The organism is Propionivibrio sp. (genome assembly GCF_047602565.1).
Taxonomy (GTDB): Bacteria; Pseudomonadota; Gammaproteobacteria; order Burkholderiales; family Rhodocyclaceae; genus Propionivibrio.
Genome location: NZ_JASGGX010000001.1, coordinates 1495187 through 1521252 on the forward strand (window position 1 = coordinate 1495187; position 26066 = coordinate 1521252).

Annotated in this window: 21 protein-coding genes and 1 pseudogene; 11 read left to right on the top strand and 11 right to left on the bottom strand. The window is 64.8% G+C overall.

Features of this window, described 5'->3' with window-relative positions; genetic code table 11:
• The first annotated feature begins 73 nt into the window (after positions 1-73).
• The gene (locus QM701_RS06880) at positions 74-1801 is read left to right on the top strand and encodes an ArnT family glycosyltransferase (RefSeq protein ID WP_415166346.1); all 1728 of its coding nucleotides are present in this window, start codon (positions 74-76) and stop codon (positions 1799-1801) included.
• Between the two features lie 21 nt (positions 1802-1822).
• Here QM701_RS06880 and orn read toward each other — a convergent pair whose 3' ends face one another.
• Positions 1823-2368 carry an oligoribonuclease gene (orn, locus tag QM701_RS06885; protein ID WP_415166347.1) on the bottom strand — a complete coding sequence of 182 codons (546 nt, stop codon included), beginning with the start codon at positions 2366-2368 and terminating at the stop codon, positions 1823-1825.
• 44 nt (positions 2369-2412) lie between these two features.
• Here orn and QM701_RS06890 point away from each other — a divergent pair, with 44 nt between their 5' ends.
• The 3 genes from QM701_RS06890 (at position 2413) to QM701_RS06900 (ending at position 5113) form a co-directional block, all read left to right on the top strand.
• On the top strand, positions 2413-3696 hold the full coding sequence (locus QM701_RS06890) for a M48 family metallopeptidase (protein WP_415166348.1): 1284 nt from the start codon (positions 2413-2415) through the stop codon (positions 3694-3696).
• Positions 3693-4565 carry a ribosome small subunit-dependent GTPase A gene (rsgA, locus tag QM701_RS06895; RefSeq protein WP_415166349.1) on the top strand — a complete coding sequence of 291 codons (873 nt, stop codon included), beginning with the start codon at positions 3693-3695 and terminating at the stop codon, positions 4563-4565. Before QM701_RS06890 ends, rsgA begins: the two co-directional genes overlap by 4 nt.
• Positions 4566-4699: 134 nt before the next feature.
• Positions 4700-5113, top strand: a complete 414-nt coding sequence (locus QM701_RS06900) for a ProQ/FINO family protein (protein WP_415166350.1) — start codon at positions 4700-4702, stop codon at positions 5111-5113.
• Between the two features lies 1 nt (position 5114).
• On the opposite strand, the gene QM701_RS06905 is transcribed toward QM701_RS06900, so the two are convergent.
• From QM701_RS06905 to ccoN, 6 genes and pseudogenes are all read right to left on the bottom strand, one after another.
• A complete protein-coding gene (locus QM701_RS06905; RefSeq protein WP_415166351.1) occupies positions 5115-5615 on the bottom strand; it encodes a FixH family protein in 501 nt (166 codons plus the stop codon).
• Between the two features lie 20 nt (positions 5616-5635).
• Positions 5636-7061 (bottom strand): annotated as a pseudogene (gene ccoG / locus QM701_RS06910) (cytochrome c oxidase accessory protein CcoG).
• A 52-nt stretch (positions 7062-7113) separates the two neighbouring features.
• Complete coding sequence (gene ccoP / locus QM701_RS06915; RefSeq protein ID WP_415166352.1) at positions 7114-8049, bottom strand: cytochrome-c oxidase, cbb3-type subunit III; 936 nt, start codon at positions 8047-8049, stop codon at positions 7114-7116.
• Complete coding sequence (locus QM701_RS06920) at positions 8046-8264, bottom strand: cbb3-type cytochrome oxidase subunit 3 (RefSeq protein ID WP_415166353.1); 219 nt, start codon at positions 8262-8264, stop codon at positions 8046-8048. Before QM701_RS06920 ends, ccoP begins: the two co-directional genes overlap by 4 nt.
• A 5-nt stretch (positions 8265-8269) precedes the next feature.
• Positions 8270-8878, bottom strand: a complete 609-nt coding sequence (ccoO, locus tag QM701_RS06925; protein ID WP_415169355.1) for a cytochrome-c oxidase, cbb3-type subunit II — start codon at positions 8876-8878, stop codon at positions 8270-8272.
• A gap of 23 nt (positions 8879-8901) precedes the next feature.
• Positions 8902-10326 carry a cytochrome-c oxidase, cbb3-type subunit I gene (gene ccoN, locus QM701_RS06930; RefSeq protein WP_415166354.1) on the bottom strand — a complete coding sequence of 475 codons (1425 nt, stop codon included), beginning with the start codon at positions 10324-10326 and terminating at the stop codon, positions 8902-8904.
• 358 nt (positions 10327-10684) lie between these two features.
• Here ccoN and QM701_RS06935 point away from each other — a divergent pair, with 358 nt between their 5' ends.
• Both QM701_RS06935 and QM701_RS06940 read left to right on the top strand, forming a co-directional pair.
• On the top strand, positions 10685-11308 hold the full coding sequence (locus tag QM701_RS06935) for an OmpW/AlkL family protein (protein ID WP_415166355.1): 624 nt from the start codon (positions 10685-10687) through the stop codon (positions 11306-11308).
• Between the two features lie 129 nt (positions 11309-11437).
• The gene (locus QM701_RS06940) at positions 11438-12154 is read left to right on the top strand and encodes a Crp/Fnr family transcriptional regulator (protein ID WP_415166356.1); all 717 of its coding nucleotides are present in this window, start codon (positions 11438-11440) and stop codon (positions 12152-12154) included.
• A 34-nt stretch (positions 12155-12188) separates the two neighbouring features.
• Here QM701_RS06940 and ccoS read toward each other — a convergent pair whose 3' ends face one another.
• Positions 12189-12374, bottom strand: coding sequence for a cbb3-type cytochrome oxidase assembly protein CcoS (gene ccoS / locus QM701_RS06945; RefSeq protein ID WP_415166357.1), 186 nt, complete (start codon positions 12372-12374; stop codon positions 12189-12191).
• Complete coding sequence (locus QM701_RS06950; protein WP_415166358.1) at positions 12353-14818, bottom strand: heavy metal translocating P-type ATPase; 2466 nt, start codon at positions 14816-14818, stop codon at positions 12353-12355. The genes ccoS and QM701_RS06950 overlap by 22 nt, the downstream gene beginning before the upstream one ends.
• Positions 14819-15023: 205 nt before the next feature.
• Between QM701_RS06950 and QM701_RS06955 the strand changes: the two genes are divergently transcribed.
• The 5 genes from QM701_RS06955 to QM701_RS06975 all read left to right on the top strand — a co-directional run bounded on the left by QM701_RS06955 (position 15024) and on the right by QM701_RS06975 (position 20909).
• Positions 15024-15947 carry a bifunctional riboflavin kinase/FAD synthetase gene (locus QM701_RS06955; protein WP_415166359.1) on the top strand — a complete coding sequence of 308 codons (924 nt, stop codon included), beginning with the start codon at positions 15024-15026 and terminating at the stop codon, positions 15945-15947.
• 9 nt (positions 15948-15956) lie between these two features.
• Entirely contained in the window at positions 15957-18785 is a 2829-nt protein-coding gene (gene ileS, locus QM701_RS06960) for an isoleucine--tRNA ligase (protein ID WP_415166360.1), read from the top strand.
• Positions 18772-19284 carry a signal peptidase II gene (gene lspA, locus QM701_RS06965; RefSeq protein WP_415166361.1) on the top strand — a complete coding sequence of 171 codons (513 nt, stop codon included), beginning with the start codon at positions 18772-18774 and terminating at the stop codon, positions 19282-19284. The genes ileS and lspA overlap by 14 nt, the downstream gene beginning before the upstream one ends.
• Before the next feature lie 7 nt (positions 19285-19291).
• Entirely contained in the window at positions 19292-20215 is a 924-nt protein-coding gene (ispH, locus tag QM701_RS06970) for a 4-hydroxy-3-methylbut-2-enyl diphosphate reductase (protein ID WP_415166362.1), read from the top strand.
• A 103-nt stretch (positions 20216-20318) separates the two neighbouring features.
• On the top strand, positions 20319-20909 hold the full coding sequence (locus QM701_RS06975; protein WP_415166363.1) for a hypothetical protein: 591 nt from the start codon (positions 20319-20321) through the stop codon (positions 20907-20909).
• Positions 20910-20934: 25 nt separating this feature from the next.
• Here the strand turns inward: QM701_RS06975 and QM701_RS06980 are convergent, their stop codons facing one another.
• Both QM701_RS06980 and QM701_RS06985 read right to left on the bottom strand, forming a co-directional pair.
• A complete protein-coding gene (locus QM701_RS06980; protein WP_415166364.1) occupies positions 20935-21408 on the bottom strand; it encodes a type IV pilin protein in 474 nt (157 codons plus the stop codon).
• Positions 21365-26062 carry a pilus assembly protein gene (locus tag QM701_RS06985; protein ID WP_415166365.1) on the bottom strand — a complete coding sequence of 1566 codons (4698 nt, stop codon included), beginning with the start codon at positions 26060-26062 and terminating at the stop codon, positions 21365-21367. The genes QM701_RS06980 and QM701_RS06985 overlap by 44 nt, the downstream gene beginning before the upstream one ends.
• Positions 26063-26066: the final 4 nt, after the last annotated feature.

Consider the following 26066-nt stretch of genomic DNA (forward strand, 5'->3'; position numbering starts at 1 on the left):
TTTTTTGTTGTGCGGATTCCGCCCAGGGCGCCGGACGGGCCTGGCGGAACAACGTGATCGAGCGCTTTGAGCCATGCCTTTTCTCGAGGAAAAACCACGCTTCAGAGGAATCTCCCTGCCGCCCGACGGCTGGGTGCTGACCGCGCTGCTCGTCATCTACATCTTCACCGGCCTGATCGGGCACGATCCCTGGAAGCACGACGACGCGATCTCCATCGGCATCGCCCATGACATCGCCCGGCACGGCAACTGGCTGCTGCTGCAGCTGGCCGGCCGCACCTACCCGGACGCCCCGCTCTACTACTGGCTGGCCGCGGCCATCGGCAAGGCGTTCTCCTGGCTGATGCCGTTCCACGACGCGGCACGCATGACCAGCGGCGTGTTCACCCTGCTCTCGCTCGAATTCATCCTGCTCGCCGCGCGCGAACTGCACGGACGCGAACACGCGGCGGCGGCGCCGCTGATCCTGGCGGGCAGCATCGGCTTCCTGTTCCACGCCCACGAAGCGCAGCCGATGCTCGTCGCGCTGACCGCCCACACCGCCGCGTACTGGGCGCTGACCCTGCTGCCGCGCCAGCCCCGGCGCGCCGCCGCGGTGTTCGCCGCCGCCTTCGCCACCGGCTTTCTGGCCAACGGGCTGCTGCCGGTGATCACGCTGCTGCCGGCCATGGCGATCGCCGTCTGGCGCTCGGAGAACCGCGCCCGCCACGCCGGCTGGCTCCTCGCGGGCGTCGGTGCCGCCGCCGTGCCCTGCGCCGCCTGGCTGCTGGCCGTTTACACCGCTTCCCCCGGCTACTTCGCCAGCTTCTTCCAGGCCGAACTGGCCACGCTGACGCTGCCGGCCAATCCGGCCGCCAATTTCCTGCGCTACGCCAACCTGCTGCTGTGGTATGCGTGGCCGGCCCTGCCGCTGGCCGGCTGGTCGCTGTGGTCGAAACGCCGGGGGCTCGGCGCCCCGGCCATCGCCCTGCCGGCGCTGTCCTTCCTGGCCGCCCTGCTCGTGCTGGCGCTGCTGACCTCGCTGCGCAGCGCCACGGCCCTGCTCGTGCTGCCGCCGCTGGTGCTGCTCGCGGCGGCCGGCGCCGGCGCCCTGCGGCGTGGCGCGGCGAACGCCTTCGACTGGTTCGGCATGGTGACCTTCACCTTCTTCGCCTGCATCGTCTGGATCGGCTGGAGCGCCCTGGTCTTCGGCTGGCCGGAGCGGCTGGCCCGCCAGGCCGTGCGCCTGGAGCCCGGCTTCGTCGGGACGTTCAGCGCGCCGGCCTTCCTCTTTGCGCTGGCGTGCACCGGCATCTGGTTCTGGATGATCGTCACCAGCCCGCGCTCGCCGATGCGCGGCATCATGCACTGGATGGCCGGGCTGACGCTGTTCTGGCTGCTGCTCGCCAGCCTGTGGATGCCGTGGATCGATTACGGCAAGACCTTCCGCGACGTCTCCGCGTCGCTCGCCAAGGCGCTGCCCGTCAGGACGGACTGCATCGCCGGGGCGGGGCTGCAGCTGTCGTTCCTCGCCACCCTGGATTATTTCGAAGACATCCGCATCATCCCGCAGAGGAGCGAGCGGGCCGCGGCCTGTTCCTGGCTGCTGGTGCAGGGCAACCAGCACAACCCGGCCGGCCTGGCCGAGGCGGGCTGGCGCCCGGCCTGGACGGGCAATCGCCCGAGCGACCGGCGCGCCGACGACAGATTCCATCTGTACCGCCGCGGCCGGAAGGCGGACCCGGCCAGCGACCTGACCGACCTCGCTCCCGTCAGCACGGAGCCGGACCCGGCCATCCCCAGCCGCGCCCGCACCGAATAGCGGCCGGCGCGCGGGCCGGGATCACGGCTTGATGAAGTGCTCCCGGTAATACTTCAGTTCCTCGATGGATTCGCGGATGTCGGCCAGCGCCGTGTGCGCCGACGCCTTCTCGAAGCCCTTGGCCACCTCGGGCTTCCAGCGCCGGCAGAGCTCCTTGAGCGTGCTGACGTCGATGTTGCGGTAGTGGAACCACGCTTCGAGCGCCGGCATGTAGCGCACCATGAAGCGCCGGTCCTGGCCGATCGAGTTGCCGCACATCGGGCTGATGCGCTGCGGCACGTATTCCTGCACGAAGGCGAGCGCCGCCGCCTCGACCGCCGCCTCGTCGAGGACCGACGCGCGCACCCGCTCGATCAGGCCCGACTTGCCGTGCGTGCCCTTGTTCCAGTCGTCCATCGCGTCGAGCACCGGCTCCGGCTGGTGCACCACCCAGACCGGCGACTCGGCGACGGTTTCCAGATTGCCGTCGGTGACGATGATCGCCAGTTCGATGATGCGGTCGCGCTCGGGGTCGAGGCCGGTCATTTCCATGTCCAGCCAGACGAGATGATTGTCGCTCTGTGCCATATAATCCGTTTCCACCTGTCAAAACCGCATTCTGGCACAGCTTGATGTCCGACTCCGCCGCCTCGTCCGTCTCCGCGTTTTCCCTGGCCTTTCTCGCCGCGCTGGCCCTGATGGCGGCCCTGCGCCTGTGGCTCGGCGCCCGGCAGATCGCGCACATCCGCGCGCACCGGGCGGCGGTGCCGGCACAGTTCGCCGACCGCGTTTCGCTCGCGGCGCACCAGAAGGCGGCCGATTACTGCATCGCCCGCGTCCGCTTCGGCCGGCTCGCGTTGGCCGCCGAGGTCGCCGTGCTGCTGGCCTTCACGCTCGGCGGCGGGCTGCAGGCGCTGCACGACTTCTGGTCGCCGCGCCTCGACGGCCTGTGGTACGGCGTGGCCCTGATCTTCAGCGTCACCGCCATCTCGGCCGCCGTCGACCTGCCCATGTCGCTGTATACGCAATTCGTCATCGAACAGCGCTTCGGCTTCAACCGGATGACCCTGCGCCTGTTCCTGCTCGACTTGGCCAAGCAGCTGGCGCTCGGCGCGGCCATCGGCACGCCGGTCCTGCTCGCCGTGCTGTGGCTGATGGCGCGCATGGGCGAGGCCTGGTGGCTGTACGTCTGGCTGTTCTGGTGCGGCTTCAACCTGCTGATCCTGTTCGTCTATCCGGCGTGGATCGCGCCGCTGTTCAACACCTTCACGCCGCTCGACGACGCGGCGCTGAAGGCGCGCATCGAAGCCCTGCTGGCCCGTTGCGGATTCGCCAGCTCCGGGCTGTTCGTGATGGACGGTTCCAAACGCTCCGCCCATGGCAACGCCTATTTCACCGGCTTCGGCAAAACCAAGCGCATCGTCTTCTTCGACACCCTGCTCGGTCGCCTCGAACCGCAGGAGGTGGAGGCCGTGCTGGCGCACGAGCTGGGGCATTTCAAGCACCGCCACATCGTCAAGCGCATCGCGCTGATCTTCGGCATGACGCTGTTCCTGCTGTACGCGCTCGGCCGGCTGATGCACGCCGACTGGTTCTACGCCGGCCTGGGCGTCACCGCGGAGGACGCCCGCAATACGGCGATGGCGCTGATCCTGTTTTTCCAGACCGTGCCGGTCTTCACCTTCCTAGCGACCCCGCTCGCCAGCCTGCTGTCGCGCCGCCACGAGTTCGAGGCCGACCGCTACGCCGCCGAGCACGCCGTCGCTGGCGATCTCACCAAGGCGCTGGTCAAGCTGTACGAGGACAACGCCGCGACCCTGACGCCCGATCCCCTGCATTCGCTCTTCTACGACTCACATCCGCCGGCCGCGCAGCGCATCGCGCGCCTGGCCGCCCTGTCCTCGCCGCCGTCTTGAAGCTCGAAGGAACGGTCATCGCCGCGCACGGGCGGCACTACCTCGTCGAACTGCCGGACGGCGGCACGCTGCCCTGTTTCCCGCGCGGCAAGAAAAGCGAGCTGGCCTGCGGGGACCGCGTCTCGGTCGCGCGCAGCAGCGCCACGCAGGGCGTCATCGACGCCGTGCTGCCGCGCCGCACGCTGCTCTACCGCTCCAACGAATTCCGGCAGAAGCTGATCGCGGCCAACGTCACCCGCGTCGTCGTCGTCGTCGCCACCGAGCCGTCGTTCTCGGAGGAATTGGTGACGCGCTGCCTGGTCGCCGCCGAAAGCCAGGACATCGGCGTGCTGATCGTGCTCAACAAGTGCGACCTCGCCGACCGCCTGCCGGCCGCCGAAGCCGCGCTGGCCCCGTTCTCCAGCCTCGGCTACCCGATTCTCCGGCTGTCCGCGCGCGCCGGCGCCGAGGCCTTGCGGCCGCATCTCGCGGGACAGACGGGGGTGTTCGTCGGCCAGTCCGGCATGGGCAAGTCCACGCTGATCAACGCGCTCGTCCCCGAGGCCAACGCCCGCACGCGCGAAATCTCCGAGGCGCTCGACTCGGGCCGGCACACCACGACGCACGCCGCGCTCTATCGCCTGCCGGGAGATTCATCGCTGATCGATTCGCCCGGACTGCAGGAATTCGGCCTGCACCATCTGTCCGTGCCGGAGATCGAGCACGGTTTCCGCGAATTCCGGCCCTGGCTGGGCAGCTGCCGGTTCCGCAACTGCCGGCACGACCGCGAGCCGGGTTGCGCGATCCGCGCGGCCGTCGAAGCCGGCGGCATCGCCGCGAGCCGCTACGCGGCCTTTCGCGCGCTGCGCGGGGAATCGCGCCCGTCCTGAAACGCTCTTCCCGCCGGACGATCCGGCGGCATACCGGTGTGCTCCGCACCGGCGTACCGGGTTCCGTTGCGCCGATCCGGCGTGGTAAGCTTTCGGGCGTCGGTATCGCCCGCCAATCCAGCCCTTCTCCACACATGACCACGCCCACCCCAGTCGCCAGCCCAGGACAGGAAGCACGCAGCCTGCTCAAATCCTTCCAGGAAAAATACCCGGTCTTTCGCGAGTTCAAACCGCTGGCCATCGGCATCGACAAGCAGCTGCTCGCCCAGGATGCCGGACTCAGCCGCAAGACGCTGCGCCTGGCGCTCGGCATGCACACCAACTCGTTCCGTTACCTGAAAGCGATGGAAAAGGCGGACCAGCGCTTCAATCTCGACGGCACGCCGGGCGGCGAAGTGCCCGAGGAGCATCGCCGGCACGCGGCCGACATCCTGCGCGAACGCTTCCGGAAGGAAGCCGAGCGCCGCAAGGCGGAGAAGGAAGCCGAAACCGCCGAACGGCAGCGCGCGGAAAAACTGAACCAGCTCGTGCAGAAGTTCGCCAAGTAGGTCAGCGGGCTGCCGCCGGAGCCGCCGCGTCCAGGACCAGGACGGGCTGCTTTCCGGCGTCCCACGCCGCCGAGAGGCGCCATTCGCCCGCGCCGTCTTCCAGCGAAACGTACCAGCGCCCGGCCGGCTCGTCGCCGAAGGCCGCCGAATAACCGCCGCCGTCGTCGCGCCGCAGCCGGAGCGTGTGATCGAGTCCGCTGCGGGTCGGGTGGGACAGTTTCAGGACCAGCGCCTCCGGCGCCGCGGCGGGAGCGCCGCGCAGGACGACGCGCATCATCTTCCGCACCGGATCGAAGCGCATCTCGGCACCGACGCCCAAGGCCGCGGCGCGCCGGTCGCGCGACGTCGCCTGATTGATCGCCAGCCCCTGCTTGTAATAGTCGTCGGCCACCAGGCCGTCGTCGCTGCGCACCGCCAGCCATAGTGTGATCCCTGCGGCGACGATCACCAGGAACGGACCGAGCATCAGCAGCCACGGCCAGCGGTGGCGATACCAGGGCAAGACCGGTTCGTGCTCCCGCTTCATGGCATGTAGAAGGTGGATTTTTCCTGCACGGCGACGGCGGCGTCGTCGCTGTCGCGCACGGCGAAGACGATCTTGTTCGATCCCTTCGGCGCGGCGCCGTCCTTGACCGAGGCGACCACGATGAAATCCTTGTTCGACGCGGCCGGCACCTCGGCGACCGGGTCGCCGACCACGGCGATGCCGTCGATGCCGCCGACCGAGATCGCGTAGCGACGCGCTTTTTCACCGGTATTCATGATGTGCAGGCGGTAAACGTTTTCGATCCGTTCGTCGTCGGCCTCGCGGTAGAGGGTGGCCCGGTCGCGGATGACGTCGACCTTGAGCGGAATGCGCGTGGCCAGGCTCCAGGCGGCGGCCGCGACGATCACCAGCAGCAGCGCGAGATAGGCCAGCGTGCGCGGCCGCATCAGGTGGGCGCCGATCTCGCGCGCCGAATAATGGCGGGCCAGCGCGTTCTCCGTCGAATAGCGGATCAGCCCGCGCGGCAGCTTGATCTTGTCCATCACCCCGTCACAGGCGTCGATGCAGGCGGCGCAGGCAATGCATTCGAGCTGCAGCCCGTCGCGGATGTCGATGCCGGTCGGGCACACCTGCACGCACAGGCCGCAATCGATGCAGTCGCCCTGCCGGGCGGCGTCGGCGGGGGCGTTCTTGCGGCGCGGCCCGCGCGGTTCGCCGCGCGCCGCGTCGTAGCCGATGATCAGCGTGTCCGGGTCGAACATGACGCTCTGGAAGCGCGCGTACGGGCACAGGTACTTGCACATCTGCTCGCGCATGAAACCGGCCATCATGTACAGGAAGGCGGAGTAGAAGCAGACCCAGAAGATCTCCCAGCCGCCGAGCGAAAAGGCGAGGACCGACGCCGCCAGTTCCCGGACCGGGGTGAAGTAGCCGACGAAGGTGAAGCCCGTCCACGCGGCAACGACCGCCCACAAGAGATGCTTGGTCAGCTTGAGCCGGAACTTGCGCGCCGACATGGGCTGGGCGTCGAGCTTCATGCGCGCCGGCCGGTCGCCCTCGACCTTGCGCTCGATCCACATGAAGATCTCGGTATAGACCGTCTGCGGACAGGCGTAGCCGCAGAACAGCCGTCCGCCGACGGCGGTGACCAGGAACAGGGCATAGGCCGAAATCACCAGCAGGACGGCGAGGTAGATCGCATCCTGCGGCCAGAAGACGCCGCCGAAGATGTAGAACTTGCGTTCGACGAGGTGGAAAAGCACCGCCTGCCGCCCGCCCCACTCCAGCCAGCAGCCGCCGTAGAACAGGAGCTGCGTCACCCAGACCATGACCCAGCGCCAGTTGTCGAACTGGCCGTTCGACGCTGCGCGCGTAGATCTTGCGGCGCTTCTCGTAAAGGCCGGTCGTGTCAACCGGCACCGCTTTGCTCCGTGGAGCCCGTACATCGACCGTCTTGTTCATGGCGCTACTGGACTACCGTAAAGGGCGGACTATACCGCCTTTGTGCGAACCGCTATCTGGCGGCCGCCCCGGAACTCAGGCTCAGGACGTAGGCCGCCAGCACGTGGATCTTGGCTTCGCCGAGGAAATCCTTCCAGGCCGGCATCTGGTTGGTGCGGCCGCCGGTGATGGTCTCGACGATCTTCGCCTCGGAACTGCCGTACAGCCACACCTTGTCGGTCAGGTTCGGCGCGCCGAGCGCCTGCATCCCCTTGCCGTCCGGGCCGTGGCAGGCGATGCACACCGCGGCGTAGCGCTCCTTGCCCTTGGCCGCCAGCTCGGCGTTGTGCGACAGGCCGGACAGCGAGCGGACATAGTTCGCCAGTTCGCGCGCGCCGGCTTCGCCGCCCACCGCGTCCGGGTTGCCGCCGTAGGGCGGCATCATGCCGATGCGGCCGCCGGTGATCGTCTCGACCACCTGCGCCGGCTCGCCGCCCCACTGCCAGTCCCGGTCGGTCAGGTTGGGGTAGCCCTTGTCGCGCGAACCCTGCGCGGTCGCGCCGTGGCACTGCACGCAATACGTCTGGTAGAGGCGCCCGCCCATCTCCATGGCTTCCTTGTCGCCGGCCATCGCCAGCAGATCCGCCTTCAGGTACTTCTCGAACAGCGGGCCGACCTGGGCGTCAACGCGCTCGACTTCCTCGCGGTATTCGCCGACCGACGTCCACTTCAATACGCCGGGGAAGCGCCCCAGGCCGGGATACAGGATGACGTAGACCAGCCCGAAGGCGACGGTGACGTAGAACAGCCACATCCACCAGCGCGGCAGCGGATTGTTGTATTCCTCGAGCGTTTCGTCCCACACGTGCCCGGTGGTCTCCGTCGTCGTCCCGCCGCCCTTCGGCCGCACCGTGCTCTGCGCCCACAGCAGGACGGCGCAGGCCAGGATGCTGATCAGCACGATCAGGATGACATACCAGTTCCAGAACTCGTTTACGAAATCGCTCATGATGTTTTCCCTGATGTTTTCCCCGGCTCCCCGCCGCCAGGCATGCCGCCGCGCTCGGCCCGCTCCGCCTCGACGTCCGAGAACGGCAGGTTGGCGGCTTCCTCGAAGCGTTGCTTGCTGCTCTTCGAGCCGTACGCCCACCAGACGATGCCCAGGAAGGTCACGAACGAGAGCACCGTCACGGCGGAGCGCAGATCGTTGATGTCGATGTTCATGGCGTTCAGCGGACGTTCTTCACTTCGAGGCCGAGCCCCTGCAGGTAGGCGATCAGCGCGTCCAGCTCGGTCTTGCCCTCCAGTTCCTTGGCCGCGCCGGCGATCTCCTCGTCGGTGTAGGGCACGCCGACCTTGCGCAGGGCGGCCATCTTGGCGCCCACGCTGCCGGCATCGGCCGGCGTCCTGGCCAGCCAGGCGAAGGCGGGCATGTTCGACTCCGGCACCACGTCGCGCGGATTGATCAGGTGGGCGCGGTGCCATTCGTCCGAATAGCGGCCGCCGACGCGCGCCAGATCCGGGCCGGTGCGCTTGGAGCCCCACTGGAACGGATGGTCGTAGACGAATTCGCCGGCCACCGAATAATGCCCGTAGCGCTCGGTCTCGGCGCGGAACGGCCGGATCATCTGCGAATGGCAGAGAAAGCAGCCCTCGCGGACGTAGATGTCCCGCCCGGTCAGGCGCAGCGGGTTGTACGGCTTGAGCCCCTCGACCGGCGTGGTCGTCGAGTTCTGGAAGAACAGCGGCACAATCTCCAGCAGGCCGCCGACGCTGACCACCAGGATGGTCAGCACGATCAGCAGGCCGAGGTTGCGTTCGATCGAGTCGTGCGTCAGTTTCATTTTCTTGTGTCTCCCTGTCAGGCGTGGTGTCCGGCGGGCAGCAGTACCGGCGCGTCCTCCGTCTTGCCGCCGGCCATCGTCTTGACCATGTTGTAGGTCATGATCAGCATGCCGGAAAGGAACAGCACGCCGCCCATCAGCCGGATGCCCCAGAACGGATAGGACACCTTGACCGATTCGACGAAGCTGTAGGCCAGCGTCCCGTCGGCATTCACCGTGCGCCACATCAGCCCCTGCATCACCCCGGAAATCCACATCGAGGCGATGTACAGCACGATGCCGATGGTCAACACCCAGAAATGCACGGTGATCAGCCGCACGCTGTGCATCTCCGCCTTGCCGAACAGGCGCGGCAGCAGGTAATAGATCGAGCCGATGGAAATCATCGCCACCCAGCCGAGCGCGCCGGAATGCACGTGGCCGATGGTCCAGTCGGTGTAGTGCGACAGCGCGTTCACCGTCTTGATCGACATCATCGGCCCTTCGAAGGTCAACATGCCGTAGAACGACAGCGAGGTGATCAGGAATTTCAGGATCGGGTCGTCGCGCAGTTTGTGCCAGGCGCCCGAGAGGGTCATGATGCCGTTGATCATGCCGCCCCACGACGGCGCCAGCAGGATCAGCGAGAAGATCATGCCCAGCGACTGCGTCCAGTCGGGCAGCGCGGTGTAGTGCAGATGGTGCGGGCCGGCCCACATGTAGGTGAAGATCAGCGCCCAGAAGTGCACCACCGAGAGGCGGTAGGAATAGATCGGGCGCTCGGCCTGCTTGGGTACGAAGTAGTACATCATGCCGAGGAAGCCGGCGGTCAGGAAGAAGCCGACGGCGTTGTGGCCGTACCACCACTGGACCATCGCGTCCTGCACGCCGGCGTAGGCGGAATAGGACTTGGTCAGCGACACCGGGATCGCCACGCTATTGACGATGTGCAGCAGGGCCACGGCCAGGATGAAGCCGCCGTAGAACCAGTTGGCCACGTAGATGTGCGATACCTTGCGCTTCCAGATCGTGCCGAAGAAGACGACCGCGTAGGACACCCAGACGAGGGCGATCAGGATGTCGATCGGCCATTCCAGCTCGGCGTACTCCTTGCCCGAGGTGTAGCCGAGCGGCAGCGTGATCGCGGCGAGCACGATGACCAGCTGCCAGCCCCAGAAGGTGAAGGCCGCCAGTTTGTCGCAGAACAGCCGCGCGTGGCAGGTGCGCTGCACCACGTAGTACGACGTGCCCATCAGCGCGCAGCCGCCGAAGGCGAAGATGACCGCGTTGGTGTGCAATGGGCGCAGCCGGCCGAAATGCAGGAAGCCGATGTTCAGGTCCGGCCAGACCAGCTGCGCGGCGATGATGACTCCCACAAGCATGCCCACCACGCCCCAGATGACCGTCATCACGGTGAACTGGCGCACGACCTTGTAGTTGTAGGCAGACTGAATTTCCGACATGGACCCCACCTCTCGATTTATCGAAGAAACCGGCTCGGCACGCTGTTTTCAGTATTTCCGAACGATGCCGGTAGCAGGCTAGCCACTCGCCCGCGGACCGTCAACCCGCCGCGGGCCGGCGTGTTCCCCGCCCGTTTCGCACGGCGGAAGAAACCCTGCCGATAATAGTGTTTTTTGCGCTTCTGGATTGATACAAATCAAACCGGAAGATACACCCCTCCTTGCCGAGCGTTGCAATTAGGCCACATTCCGGCTCGCTGCTCTACCCATTGATTGATATAGATCAATTTTTTTCAAGAGGAAGCATACAATTCCCCTGCGCGTCACATGGTCTTTTCAACTCACAAGGGAGGAACACATGCAAGGTTCACAAAAACTCGCCGCGCTCGGCGTCGCGCTGTGCGCGAGCTTCCCGGTGCTTGCCCAGCAGGCGCTGGAAGGCAACTGGATGGTGCGCGGCCGCGCGGTCTACCTGAACTTCGACAACGGCCAGAGCTCGGGCCTGCCGCTCGGCGGGACGACCAAGGTCGAAGCGGACAGCCGCTGGATTCCGGAAGTCAACATCAGCTACTTCTTCACCCCCAACATCGCCGCCGAACTCGTGCTGACCTATCCGCAGAAGATCGACATCGACGTCGGCGGCAGCAGGCAGGGAACGATCAAGGCCCTGCCGCCGTCGCTGCTGCTGCAATACCACTTCACCGACCTGGGCGCGTTCAAGCCCTACCTCGGCCTCGGCGTGAACTACACCCGCTTCTACAAGCGCGACCACATCCTCGACGGCGCCGCGTCGGTCGACAAGGACAGCTTCGGCCCGGCGGCGCAGATCGGCTTCGACTACGCGCTGTCCAGGAACTGGTCGATCAACCTCGACGTCAAGTACATCCGCATGGATACCGACGTGAAGGTCGGCGGCGCCAAGGTCGGCAAGGTCGACCTCGATCCGATGCTTTATGGCATCGGCCTCGGCTATCGCTTCTGAGCGCCGGCCGCCGCAAGTTCCGGCCCGCCCGAACGGCGGACCGGCTTGACCGCAGGCGGCAAGGCCGGAATACTGCGCGGAACGTCGACCCGTCCCGCGCTCCCGCACACACCGGCCCGGAACCCAACCGTGGAAAAACTGAGAATCTGCACCGCCTGGCGCAACAACGCCGGTTGCCTCGCCTGCGACGGTCGCGAGAATTCCTTTTTCGCGGGGCTGTCGCCGGACGCCATCGCCACGCTGCACGTGGACGTCAACAACACCGGCATCGCCTCCGACGAAGTCCTCTATCGGCCGGGCACGCGGGCCGAACATCTGTGGGTGCTGCGCACCGGCGCGGTCAAGCTGATCGCCGCCTCGTGGGACGGCGAACCGCGCATCGTCCGCGTGCTCAAACCCGGCGACGTGGCGGGCATGGAGGGATTGCTGGCCGGCAGCTACGCCCACACGGCGGTCACCGTGGGCGCCGTGCACGCCTGCCGGACGCCGATCCGCGCGATCCAGCGGATCTGCCTCGAACACGCGGGCTTCCAATGGAACCTGATGCAGAAATGGCAGGCCGCCCTGCGGGAGACCGAGCAATGGCTGGTGGACATGACCAGCACCGGCGCCGCCGCCCGCGTGCGCATGGCCCGCCTGCTGCTGCACCTGCGCGACGGCGACAGCAACCGCGTCTACAACTTCAGCCGCGAGGACCTGGGCCTGATGCTCGGCACCACCATCGAGACGGCCAGCCGGATCATCGCGGCGTTCCTGCGCGAACGCCTGCTGGTCAGGCGCGAGGCGGGCAGCCGCTTCTACGACGCGGATATCGTGCGCCTGGAAATGGTGGCGCACGGGCATTAGGGCGGCGGTCGGCCTGCCCCGCCCGGTTGCCGCCTCACCGTTCCTCCGGCTTCCCGTTCTCCGGTTCTTGCTCCCGCGCCTTGTCGTCGTCCATCAGCAGCCGATGGCCGGGGCCTTCGAGGTCGTCGAACTGCCCGCTGCGCAGCGACCACCAGAAGGCGGCGCCGATCAGGAACACGAGCACGACGGAAAGGGGAATCAGCAGGTAGAGGATTTCCATGCTAGCGCCCGTCCCGGGGCTGCAGACGCAGTGAATTGAGCACCACCAGCAGCGAACTGCCGGACATGCCGATGCCGGCCATCCACGGCGTGACGAAGCCGAGCATCGCCAGCGGCAGGGCCGCCAGGTTGTAGAACCACCGACCAGGCCAGATTCTGCCGGATGACGCGCAGCGTCCGCCGGGCCAGCCGGTAGCCGCGGCAGAGGTGGTCGAGGTTTTCCGAGAGCAGCACCAGGTCGGCCTGCGTGCGGGCCAGCTGCGCGCCGCCGCCCATGGCCACCGACACCTGCGCGCGGGCGAGCACCGGCGCGTCGTTGATCCCGTCGCCGACCATCGCCACCACCGCGCCGCCCTCCTGCAGCGCGACGACGTAGGCGTGCTTTTCCTGCGGCGTGGCGCCGGCCCGCACCGCATCGATGCCCAACGCGCGCGCGACGCGGGCGGCGACCGGCGCCGCGTCGCCGGTCAGCAGCGCCACCTGCAGCCCTTCGGCGCGCAGCGCGGCGATCATCGCCGCCGCGTCCGGACGGATGGCGTCGCCGAAGCGGAACAGCGCCAGCCAGCCCTCCGCATCGGCCAGCGCCACCGCCGTTTCCGCCCCGTCCAGCCGCGCCAGCGCCGCCTCGGGCAGCGGCTTGCCGTGTAATTCCCCGACCCAGTCCGGGCGGCCGATGCGCACGGTTTTCCCGTCCCATACCGCGGCCATGCCGCGGCCCGGCGTGTTGGCCGACTCGGCCACGCGCACGGCGGCAGGCCCCGCCGCCTCGCGCAGCGCCGCGCCGATGGCATGCTCGGAAGCGTGTTCCACACCCGCCGCCAGCGCCGTGCACGACGCGCCGTCGAGCCGGCCGAGCGGCAGCACGTCGAGCAGCGTTGGACGGCCGTAGGTCAGCGTGCCGGTCTTGTCGAACACGAAATGCGTCGCCCGCGCCAGCGTTTCGACGGCGTTGCCGCGCGTCACCAGCAGGCCGGCGCGCGCCAGCGCCCCGCTGGCCACGGTCAGCGCCACCGGCGTCGCCAGCGACAGGGCGCACGGGCAGGTCACCACCAGCACGGAAACGGCCACCCACAGCGCCTTGGCCGGCGCGACGAAGCACCACGCCGCGGCCGCCAGCGCCGCCACCAGCAGCACCGCCAGGATGAAGCGCGAGGCGACGCGGTCGGCCGCCTGCACGATGCGCGGACGTTCCAGCGAGGCCCGTTCCATCAGGCGGACGATCGCCGCCAGCCGCGTCGCGTCGCCCGCCTGCTCGACGCGCACGAACAGCGGGCTGTCGACGTTGAGCGCGCCGCCGATCACCGGCGCGCCCGGCGCTTTCGCCACGGGCGCGCTCTCGCCGGTCAGCAGCGCCTCGTCGGCGCCGCTGCGCCCCTCGACCACGCAGCCGTCGGCGGGGATGATCTCACCCGGCCGCACCAGCACCACGTCGCCGGGACGCAGTTCGGCGGCCGGCAGCTGCTCGACCGCGCGCTCGCCGGGGTAGCCCGGAATGCGCGCGGCGAAGGCCGGGGTCAGCCGGGCCAGCGCCTCGGTCACGCCGACGGCGCGCTGGCGGGCGGTCATTTCAAGGTAGCGCCCGCCGAGCAGGAAGAACACGAACATCGTCACCGAATCGAAATAGACCTCGCCGGATGCCGTCAGCGTGGCCCACACGCTGGCCAGGAAGGCCACGCCGACGCCGATGGCCACCGGCACGTCCATGCCCGCACGGCGCTGGCCGAGGTCGCGCCACGCGCCGCGGAAGAACGGCGCCGCGGAATAGCCGACCACCGGCAGGGTCAGCGCCAGGCTGGCCCAGCGCATCAGCGACTCGATGCCGGGCGTCATCTCGCCGTCGCCCGCCAGGTAGACCGGCACCGCGTACATCATCACCTGCATCATGCCGAAGCCGGCCACGAAGACGCGCCACAGCGCGCCGCGCCGCTCCTTGCGCGCCAGCGCCTCGCTGCGCGCCGCGTCGTAGGGATGCGCGCGGTAGCCGATGGCGGCGACGGCCGCCAGGACGGCGGAGAGTTTCGTTTGCGCCGCGTCCCAGCGCACGCGGGCGCGGTGCGAGGTGAAATTGATCTCGACGCCGAGCACGCCGGGCTGCGCGGCGACGTGTTTCTCGATCAGCCAGATGCACGCGGCGCACGTGATGCCTTCGACGATCAGCGCCGCCTCGCGCTCCGCGGCGTCCAGTTCGCGCACGAAGGTCTTCTGGAAGCCTTCATGGTCGAAGAGTTCCAGGCCGGCCAAGGCCGCCGGCATCGCCTCGCGCGGCGACTCGGGCAGGGCGTCGCGCTGGCGGTAGTAGTCGGCCAGGCCGTTGTCGACGATGGCCCGCGCCACGGCCTGGCAGCCGCCGCAGCACAGGCGCCGCGGCTGCCCGCCGATATCCACGGAAAAGCCGGCGGCGTCGGGAACCGGCAGGCCGCAGTGGTAGCAGAGGTCCCGACTCATGGTGGACAGAGGCTCGCAGGGAATGGAAAGGAAAAGGTGAGCGGTCCGTGCCGCGAACGCCGCAGTATATGCCACTTCCCGGCCCGCCGTTTTCGCCGCGGGAGGAGCGGACGCGCGCGCGGCCGCAGGCCCGAAGGCCGGCCAAAGGCGTTGAAACGCCGTTATAATTCATACCTTTTCCGTTTGTCCGACGATATCTCCCCCGATGCTCGTTTTTCGCGGTTTTTCCCGTCCGGTGCCCCGGGCCACGGCGTTGACCATCGGCAATTTCGACGGCGTCCATCGCGGCCATCGCGCCCTGCTGGAGCGCCTGCGCGCCGTTGCCGAACGCGAGGGCCTGGCGACCGCGGCGCTGACCTTCGAACCGCATCCCCGCGAATTCTTCACGCCGCAGGCGGCCCCGGCGCGTCTTTCCACGCTGCGGGAAAAACTGGAGATGCTCGCCGAGGAGGGCGTCGCGCTGGCCTGCGTCTGCCGCTTCAATGCCGCCTTCGCGGCGCTGCCGGCACAGGAGTTCATTGAACGCATCCTCGTCGGCACGCTGCAGACCCGCTACCTGATCATCGGCGACGATTTCCGCTTCGGCGCCCACCGCGCGGGCAGCTTCGCCACGCTGTGCGCGGCCGGCGAGCGCCACGGCTTCCGCGTCGAGCGCATGGAAAGCGTGATGGTCGACGGCGAACGCGCATCGAGTTCGGCCGTGCGCGCGGCGCTGGCCGCCGGCGAGATGGAACACGCCGCCCGGCTGCTCGGCCGGCCCTACGCGATCGACGGCCGCGTCGTACACGGCGACAAGGTCGGCCGCAGCCTGGGATTCGCCACCGCCAACATCCGCATCAAGCACGACAACCCGCCGCTTACCGGCGTTTTCGCCGTCGAGGTGCACGGCCTGCCGGACGGCCCGCACCACGGCGTCGCCAACCTCGGCGTCCGCCCGAGCGCCAACCGGCTCGCACGGCCGCTGCTGGAAGTGCACCTTTTCGATTTCGACGCCGACATCTACGGCGTCCACCTGAACGTCCGCTTCGTACACAAGCTGAGGAGCGAACAGCGTTTCCCGTCCTTCGCGGCGCTGCAGGCGCAGATCGCCCGGGACGCCGCTGCCGCGAGAGAGTATTTCAAGCACTGAGTAACCGCCATGGCCGACTACAAAAACACGCTGAACCTGACCGACACTTCCTTCCCGATGCGCGGCGACCTCGCCAAGCGCGAACCGCAGTGGGTGAAGGACTGGCAAGAGAAAAAGCTCTACCGGAAGATCCGCGAGGCCGCCAAGGGACGCCCGCGCTTCGTCCTGCACGACGGCCCGCCGTACGCCAACGGCGACATCCACATCGGCCACGCGGTGAACAAGATCCTCAAGGACATCATCGTCCGCTCGAAGACGCTGGCGGGTTTCGACGCGCCCTACGTGCCGGGCTGGGACTGCCACGGCCTGCCGATCGAACACCAGATCGAGAAGCTGCACGGCAAGCACATCCCCGGCGACAAGGTGCGCGAACTGTGCCGCGCCTTCGCCAACGAGCAGGTCGAGCGCCAGAAGAAGGACTTCATCCGCCTCGGCGTGCTCGGCGAGTGGGACAACCCCTACCTCACGCTGGCGTTCAAGACCGAGGCCGACGAAATCCGCGCGCTCGGCAAAATCCTTGAAAAAGGCTACCTGTACCAGGGCCTCAAGCCGGTCAACTGGTGCCTGGACTGCGGTTCGGCGCTGGCCGAGGCCGAGGTCGAATACGAGGACAAGACCTCGCCGGCCATCGACGTCGCCTTCGAGGTCCATCCCAACCACGCCGACAAGGTGGCCAAGGCGTTCGGCCTCGCCCACCTGCGCGCGCCGGCGTTCGCGGTGATCTGGACGACCACGCCATGGACGCTGCCGGCCAACGAGGCGGTGAGCGCCCACCCGGACTTCACCTACGATCTGGTCGAAACCTCGAAGGGCACGCTGATCCTGGTGCGCGAACTGGCCGAGGCGTGCCTCGCACGCTACGGGCTGCAAGGCAGCGTGGTCGGTTCGGCCAGGGGCGCCGCCCTCGAACACGTGCTGCTCAGGCACCCGTTCCAGCAACGCGACGTGGCCATCATCTGCGGCACGCACGTCACGCTCGAGGCCGGCACCGGGCTGGTGCACACCGCGCCGGCGCACGGCGCGGACGACTACCTGATCGGCAAGCAATACGGCCTGCCGGTCAACAACCCGGTCGGCGACGACGGCCGCTTCCTGCCCGCCACGCCCGCGCTGTCCGTGGCGCCGCTCGCCGGCAAGACGGTCTGGGAAGCCAACCCGCTGGTGCTGCAGGAACTCGAAGCCAAAGGCCGCCTGCTCAAGACCGAAAAGATCGTGCACAGCTACCCGCACTGCTGGCGGCACAAGACGCCGATCATCTTCCGCGCCACGACGCAGTGGTTCATCGGTATGGACCACCGCGCCGCGCTGCCCGGCGAGGTCGAGCGTACGGATCAGGACGAACCCGCGACGCTGCGCTGGATCGCCGAACGCGCCGTCGACGAGACGCAGTTCTTCCCGGCCTGGGGCCGCGCGCGGCTCGAAGCGATGATCAAGAGCCGCCCGGACTGGTGCGTTTCCCGCCAGCGCAACTGGGGGGTGCCGATCCCCTTCTTCCTGCACAAGGAAACCGGCGCGCTGCACCCGCGCACGCCCGAACTCATCGAGCAGGTGGCGCTGCGCGTCGAGCAGGCCGGCATCGAGGCCTGGTTCTCGCTCGACCCGCAGGAACTGCTCGGCGACGAAGCGGGCCAGTACCGCAAGATGAAGGACACGCTCGACGTGTGGTTCGACTCCGGCGTCACCCACCTTTCGGTGATGCGCGGCTCGCACGCGGCCGACTGCGCATTCCCGGCCGACCTGTACCTCGAAGGTTCCGACCAGCACCGCGGCTGGTTCCAGAGCTCGCTGCTGACCGGCTGCGCCATCGACGGCCGCGCGCCCTACAAGGCCCTGCTCACGCACGGCTTCGTGGTCGACGGCAAGGGCCTCAAGATGTCCAAGTCCAAGGGCAACGTGATCGCCCCGCAGAAAGTCTCCGACACCCTCGGCGCCGACATCCTGCGCCTGTGGACGGCGGCCACCGACTATTCGGGCGAACTGTCGATCTCGGACGAAATCCTCAAGCGCGTGGTCGAAGCCTACCGCCGCATCCGCAACACGCTGCGCTTCCTGCTCGCCAACACCGCCGACTTCAAGCCGGAACAGGACATGCTGCCGCCGGAACAGTGGCTGGAAATCGACCGCTACGCGCTGGCCATGACGCGCCGCCTGCAGGCGCAATGCGAGGAGGACTACGGCCGGTACGAATTCCACCGCGTCGTGCAGGCCTTGCAGACCTTCTGTTCGGAAGACCTCGGCGGCTTCTACCTCGACATCTTGAAGGACCGCCTGTACACCGCCGCCGCCGCCTCGCCGGCCCGCCGCTCGGCGCAAAGCGCGCTGTGGCACGTGACGCAGACCTTCGTCAAGCTGATGGCGCCGATCCTCACCTTCACCGCCGAGGAAGTCTGGCGGACGATCACCGGCGACGCCGACGATTCGATCATGCTGCACACCTGGCAGCCGCTGCCCGCGCTCGCCGACGAAGCCGCGCTGCTCGACAAGTGGAGCAAGATCCGCGGCTGGCGCGCCGACGTCACCCGCGCGCTGGAAGAACTGCGCATCGCCGGCAAGATCGGCTCGTCGCTGCAGGCGGAAGTCACGATGTACGCCGACGGCGAGAAATACGAGCTGCTGAACTCGCTGGCCGACGACTTGCGTTTCGTCTTCATCTGCTCCAAGACGCGGGTGATCCGTGGCGCCGAGGACAAGGTCGAATGCACGCCGCTGACGCACGCCAAGTGCGAACGCTGCTGGCACGTGCGCGAGGATGTCGGCGCCGACCCGGCGCACCCGGAAATCTGCGGACGCTGCGTCAGCAACCTGCACGGCGAGGGCGAACCCCGTGCCTGCGCGTAACATCAAGCCGTGGCTGTGGCTGGCCGGGACCATCGTCCTGCTCGACCAGCTCAGCAAATGGCTCGTCCTCGGGACGCTGCATCCCGGCGAGTCGCGCTACGTCGCGCCGTTCTGGAACTGGGTGCTGGCCTTCAATCCCGGCGCGGCCTTCAGCTTCCTGTCCGACGCCGGCGGCTGGCAGCGCTGGTTCTTCACCGTTCTCTCGCTCGCCGTCTCGGCCTGGATCGTGCTGCTGCTGCGCCGGCACAGCAGCGAATTCCGCCTGTCGCTGGCGCTCACGCTGGTGCTCGGCGGCGCGCTGGGCAACGTCATCGACCGCATCCGCTTCGGCGCCGTCGTTGACTTCATCCAGTGGCACGCCGCCGGCTACTACTGGCCGGCGTTCAACCTGGCCGACTCGGCGATCACGCTGGGCGCCGTCCTGCTGCTGTGGGACCAGCTGCGCACGAAACCGACAGCCGGAAACGTGGTCGAACCACCCTCCGACACATCCCGTTAGAACCCCTATGGAAGTGATCCTTGCCAACCCGCGCGGCTTCTGCGCCGGCGTCGAACGCGCCATCGCCATCGTCGAACGCGCCATCGAGAAATTCGGCGCGCCGATCTATGTGCGCCATGAGGTCGTGCACAACAAGTTCGTCTGCGACAGCCTGCGCGAAAAGGGGGCTATTTTCGTTGACGAACTGGACGACGTTCCGCAAGGCGCGACGGTTATTTTCAGCGCGCACGGGGTTTCCAGGGTTGTGCGCGAGGAGGCGGACAGGCGCGGCCTGCGCGTTTTCGACGCCACGTGTCCGCTGGTCACCAAGGTGCATAACCAGGTCGCCCGCATGCGCAAGGAAGGCATGGAAATCATCATGATCGGCCACAAGGGGCATCCGGAGGTCGAAGGGACGATGGGGCAGAGTGGCGGCGGAATGTACCTGGTCGAGACGGTCGACGACGTACACAACCTGCAGATCGACGAAAACACGCCTCTTGCCTATGTCACGCAAACCACGCTGTCGGTCGATGACGCCAACGAGGTCGTTTCCGCGCTGAGGAAGCGCTTCCCTGCTATCGTCGGCCCCAAAAGCGATGACATCTGCTATGCGACGCAGAATCGGCAGGATGCGGTGAAAAAACTGGCTGCACAATGCGAAACCATCGTCGTTGTAGGCAGCCCCAACAGTTCGAATTCAAATCGGCTCAAGGAAGTCGCAGTGGCCCGCGGCCGAAACGCCGTCCTCATTGAAGCGCCTGAAGACCTCGACAATGATCTGATTCTGGGCGCTCGATCTATAGGCATAACCGCGGGTGCGTCGGCGCCTGAGATTCTGGTCGAAAGGATCGTCGACCGGATATCGAAGCTATCACCCGGAATCCCTATGGCCGACGATACGGGTGTTGCGGAAAGCGTGACGTTCAGTCTCCCGAAGGAACTTAGTTGAGATAATCCGAACCAGTCTCGGCCTCCGAAATTTCCGTTGCGATAATCTCGGAACTGCTCTACCGTCACCTCGGAAATCACTAAAAAGCCTCGAACCAGCAACCATGCCTCTACGGCGGCGCCTCGTCATAGCCATCTCGCTTTCGGCGCTACTGCACGCTGCAGTCTTTTATTTCCTTGCCGTCATTCCTGATCATTCGCTCAAGCCTGCACTGACCAGCGAAGGCAGCAGGACAAGGGGCACCATCACCAACGTCTTGCCCGTCCGCCCACTGGGAATAACGAAAACGCCACATTCGCACTCGATTGATGGAAGAAGTCCGGTTACCGACGCTTTTCGAACGGACATTGAAAGATACGCAACAGGGATTATCAACCCGGAAGCACGAACCTCTCGAACTGCTCACGCTCCGGACACCTTTCTTCCCCAAGAATACCTTACCCGACAACCTCGCCCGGAAAGCGAACTCTCACTGGAGGACATACCCCAGCCTGAGCAGGCCGGCGTATTTCGCATGCGCATATGGATTGATCGCCGCGGAAAACCGTTATACATCGAAACCGAAGACACCACAGCAGCACCAGCAGAATTCGTCGAGCAAATCGCGGAACGCTTCAAGGCTGCCCGATTCATACCAGGAGAGCGTCACGGTCTTCCCGTCGCCTGCATCATCCGCATCGAAATAAGCTACTGACGCCCCAATCGCCGAAACCTGACGACTACCGGTTCCAACACTCCGCGCTGCCCAGAGATGCCCCGGAAACCGATTTCTGATTGCTCTGATTCAGAATCAGCGTCCCGCATTTATCACCGGCTTGCGCCCCCTTCGGCACAGCCCGAATCCTAAACGCAGTCGCCGTTGCAGTCTCAACGAAACTGATGTCATAAAACTTCGTCGAGCTGTCCTTGGGTGCTTCCGTCACCGGCAGCACTGCGTCAACGTAGGTACCGTTCTGCGTAAAGAATCGTTCCATGAACTGCGCATCTTCCAGGAGTACCGTTTTTGCATCGGCCCGGCGAGACCGAGCCACATACTCCTGGTAGCTCGGATAAGCCACAGCAGCCAATATCGCGACGATAGCCACGACCACCATCAGTTCGATCAGGGAGAAACCGCCACATTTCTTCATAAACAAAATCCCCTTCGCTTTACTGTAGTTGCCGCCATGCCGTGCGCGGCCGTGTCGTTGCACCCTTTTCCATGACTACTTCTACGCCACCGGTAGTTCCGCTGGCGATCTTGTACTCTTTTTCACCGGACGAAATGATGGCGGGGCTCTTGATGATCCCCTCCGACGACTTGATCGCGTTCGCGGGCACGGTCATCTGCACGCCACCAACTGTAACCGTCACGTAATCAGTATTGTTTATGACTCCGTCGCCATTGACATCGAACACCGAATAGGATGGCCGATTTCCAGTTTCCGAATCGAACTCCCAAATCCAGCTGGTTCCACCGAAATCGCACGGCGACGAACTAGGAATCATCGAAGTGAAAATCACACGTTTGTTTCGCAGAATCGGGTACGTCACTACCCTTTCCCCCGTGCTGGTGGTCAGATTCATGTACCAGCCCCGCTTGGCTCCTGTGCCTGACCAGGTGATGGCTCCCACGTCATCCGTGATTTTGTATTCCTCGCCGGACGCAGTGGTAGCCGCAAGAATGGAATGCTTCTGTAAAACACTGTCCTTTTCCGCTGCTGTGTCCACAGATGTTCCGGGTATCTCATCGTTACTTTCTATCTTGTCCCATATCGCATACAATGATTGCTGCGATGTTGTCGAATCGTCATCCTTCTCGAAATACTTTCCGGTACCGAAATAGATGAAATAACCGCCGCTGGGATGAGAACCGATCTCCAGCCCGCTAGTAATCGGCTGTCGTTTACCCGTATCGTCGAAGGCCGTAAACAACGGCTTGGGACTGGCAACGGTGCCATTATCTACTTTCCAGTTATCAGTATTCGCATTCGAGACGTCGAATTTCCAGAGATTTCCTTTCAGGTCTCCCGCGAAGATCGAAGACAATGCGCCGGTTCCCTGGTCGAATATAGCGGCTGGAGACGACAAACCATTCGGACTCGACGTCGACCCGTCATGGACATCGATCTTCTTGATCAGTGTGCCATCGCTAAGCTTGACGATGTATAAAACGGCTTTCCCTGTCGCCGACTCATAGCCATTACCGAAAACGGCCGCCCAGTCGCCATTAGCCATCCGCGCGATGACTGGCTGACCGAAGGTGTAGCCGAGATCGGCATCGCCGTTCTGGTCCGTACCGGCCAGATAGTCCTTATCCGTGAATTCCCACATCACGGCTTCGGCAGCACTGAGTGCCGCATAAGTCCCCTGCGTAGCCGAAACATTTGAACTTGCCGACGTTGATCCGGTTCCAACAAAACTCTTGGTCAGATCGAGGGCGAAAATTCCCTTACCCCCTGCGGCTGCGGCACCGACGACGATAGTTCTCCATGCAGCGCCGCTCCCCTTGTCGATATACGCATCACCCACGACGACGCTCCCGTCGAGCAGATATCGATGGGACATTCCGTAATTCATTAAATTTCGCAGAGGACTACTGTCGGTACCGCTTGAACAGCCTGTTGCTCCAGTCTCGTCCTGACAGATCAGCCAACTGGGCAGATAAGTAAATATCTCGTTCCCGTTCTGCGCATCAATAGCATGCATCATCCCGTCGTTTGAATTCACTACGATCAGCGGATTCTTGACTTGGCCGGAAGTGGCAACGAGTTTGCTATTGAAGAATGAACCATACGATTCGTTTCCCGCAATGGCACTCACGCCGTCATAATAAAAATTCTGCCCCCCCAGGAACACCGGATCGGAGTTGATGACATCGCCCATCAAGGACGTCGGTCGCGGACGGTACACTCCGCTGTCGAAGACGCCATCGCTATTGGTATCTTTCAGCTCCTGCGACTGGTCACCGCGCAAATAGTCCAACACCAGCGATGACGCCTCACCCGCGTTTGCATTATCAAGCGCTGCTTTCTGCTTGTCGGAGAGGTTGTTCCATTGGAAGTTAACTCCTTTTGGGCTTGCCGCACGATTGAAAGTATAGATACGACGATCCGATGCGCTCGGAAATTTGGCGGAGAGCCCGGCATCCCAAGCCAATGTTCCAACGGCACCGTTTTCATCGAGAGGATAGGCCAACACCTGCCCACTCCAGTCCGCAGCCTTGAATCTTGCCTGGTAGATAAACGTGCCGGTATCCAACCGCGTAGAGTTCGTCGCAATTGCCGACGATGACGACGGATCGCCGAGTGACTCCTTCAGCGCAGAACCAATCGCCAGATCCAGACCTGCGGGGTTGCGAACCTCGAAGAAATTGTCGGGAATCCCGTCCGAACCTGGGGTACGCGACGCATCGTTTATCTTGACATCCCAATTCGGCCATGCCGCGTACTTTGCGGTGTAATACAGTGGATTCTTCATGACTGCGGCACTACCCGATATCGAAGGCGTATAGGCCACCCAAGTCGGTGTCGTCCAGGACGAAACGGGCTTCGTAAATTCACTGTTGGCCAAATACGTCGCATAGTCCGCACTTCCGGGACGCAGCACGTTCATGACCGTTCCATCAGCCGACGTACCAGAAATGACATATCCGTACTTCAGCGCATGGCCTGCAGCGGCCGTCATCGACGCGACCTTAATATACAGAGTATTGCTTGCGGGGGTCGTCGGCATGCCGTTCGATCCGGCATAAGGAGCACACGCACTACCGACACAATAACGCAGATGCATGACGCCATCCATATCGTAGTCGTTGCCCCAGGTGGAGTCTTCCCACATGACCTTGAAGCTTCCTGCCGTCGATGTCGTTCCCGACTCAACTTCCAGATCGACCATGCTGCACGCTCGCCATCCGGCACCGGTCAAAGTTGCGCTTCCATTGGAGTTGGCTTGGCAGAATGGCATGAACTTTACGACATGCTCTCCCGCCTGTACCGAGAAATCGGGCAGGTTTTCCGCAAGAGCAATAGTGAACGTGCTTAGGGGTTGTCGCGCTGCATATTCAGGATTGGTTGCCCCCCAAAGAGTGGTACGTTTGCTGCTGTATCCTGGCCGCAAATCATATAGCCCCGACCCCAACGCCAACCCGCCCATGTGATAACTGCCGCCCACGCTCGGCATCTCAGGACAGACCCCGGACGCCAGCGCCAACGAACTCAACGTCTTTTCCGAACACGTCGATTGGTAATTCGATTCGCCGGTGACGCTGCCGATCATGAAATCGCCGCTCAGGTTCTCGTGCGACGAATCGGCCATCATATTCGTCAATTCTGCGGTGGTCTTTGCCCACCCCAGATCGTGCGCTGTCTCGTCGTAGTCGAACGAGTTCAACCCGGTCGAAATCATGACAATGTTTGATTTTGCACACCATTCCGTGGCAGGAATCGGGTCCTTCCATGAAAGCTGAGGCAAGCCCGCCACGAAACTGGAATCACTACCATTGAAAGCCGTGGTGGGCGATGCCCCACTCGGCGACGACGCGGTACTCGTCGTTGCATTCCCGGCCCTCAGATATCGAAGCGATTCCAGATACATTTCCGAAATCGGGTTACCCCAGTCGATACATTGCCCGTTGTTGAAAGATGTCGTACCTGGGCTGTTACACACGCTGTCATACTTGTTGCCATCCCATCCGACAATCCGCAATCGGTTCAAGGTTCCGATGATTCCACCCGTGGACGGCAGATCGTCCGCCGACGACGCGCTTCGCGCCAACCCTTGTTTGTTGATGAACGTTCCGTTACAGAAATCGACTTCGTCCTCCGAACCGGAGACGAAGCCTTCGCCGGAAACGGAGCAGTCGTAGTTGTTGGGGTACTTTCCGCTGCTATTGCTCAAGCGGCCGATATTCTTCCGAAGAACACCGCCCGATTTGTTGTGTGCCCAGCTTCCGGTCATCAATCCGAACTTGAGGCTCAACGATACGTCGGCGTCGCCATACTGCTGCAGCAGCCCGATCGGCTTCTTGGCGGTCCCTTTAGGATAGGACTTGCACTTCGGCCCGGGGCCGTTGATTGTGTCGGTCCCGCCCCCATCGTCACACACCTTGACGCGGACGTTCAATGTCGTGCGCAAACTGCCCGGCTTCGTCCCGCTCCCCGTCCCACACTGCGGATGCTCGTTCGCTGCCCATAGGCGGTACTGCCCATTGGCGATTTGCATGACAGGAGGATTGGTCGAAGACTTCGATGCCGAACTGCCGTCATTTGTCAGATTGCAGAAGCTGATCGCGGACTGATCGTTGTACGGTGTGAATTTGTTCATCTCGGCGGTCGTGCCTGCATTGAACACCTTGGCGAACGCGTGCACGTCGCGGGGCAAGTGGGCACGCTCGAGGACCGTATCGCTTTCCGTATCGGTCGAGCGATAGCCGCCGTACATCACCTTCCGCAACACATCGACCCGCGTCATGCTCGCCCAATTGAGCAGATTGCCGCTCCATTTGTTGCTGCAGACGTATTGCGTTTTGCTGGCCGTGCTTCCATTCGGGAAGGTGACGGTGACGCTTTCCGTAGTCGCTGCCGCGGTCGCTTCGAAGCGATTGTTCTGGTACGTGTAACACTTTCTCGGATTGAAATACCCGTCGTATTCGATATACGGCACGAACGACGTATCGAGGAAACCATCGCCGTTCAGGTCCGAGTAGTCCGAATACGCCTTCATGAACAGTTGATGATCGCGAGAAGCCACCAGCATCACGCGCGGGTCGGCCTGCGCGCTGATGAAGAGCGGATCCTGGGCAATCACGCCGGCACCTGCGCTTGCAGCTGACAGTAAGGCAATCCACGCGGAAACGATTCTTTTCACGATG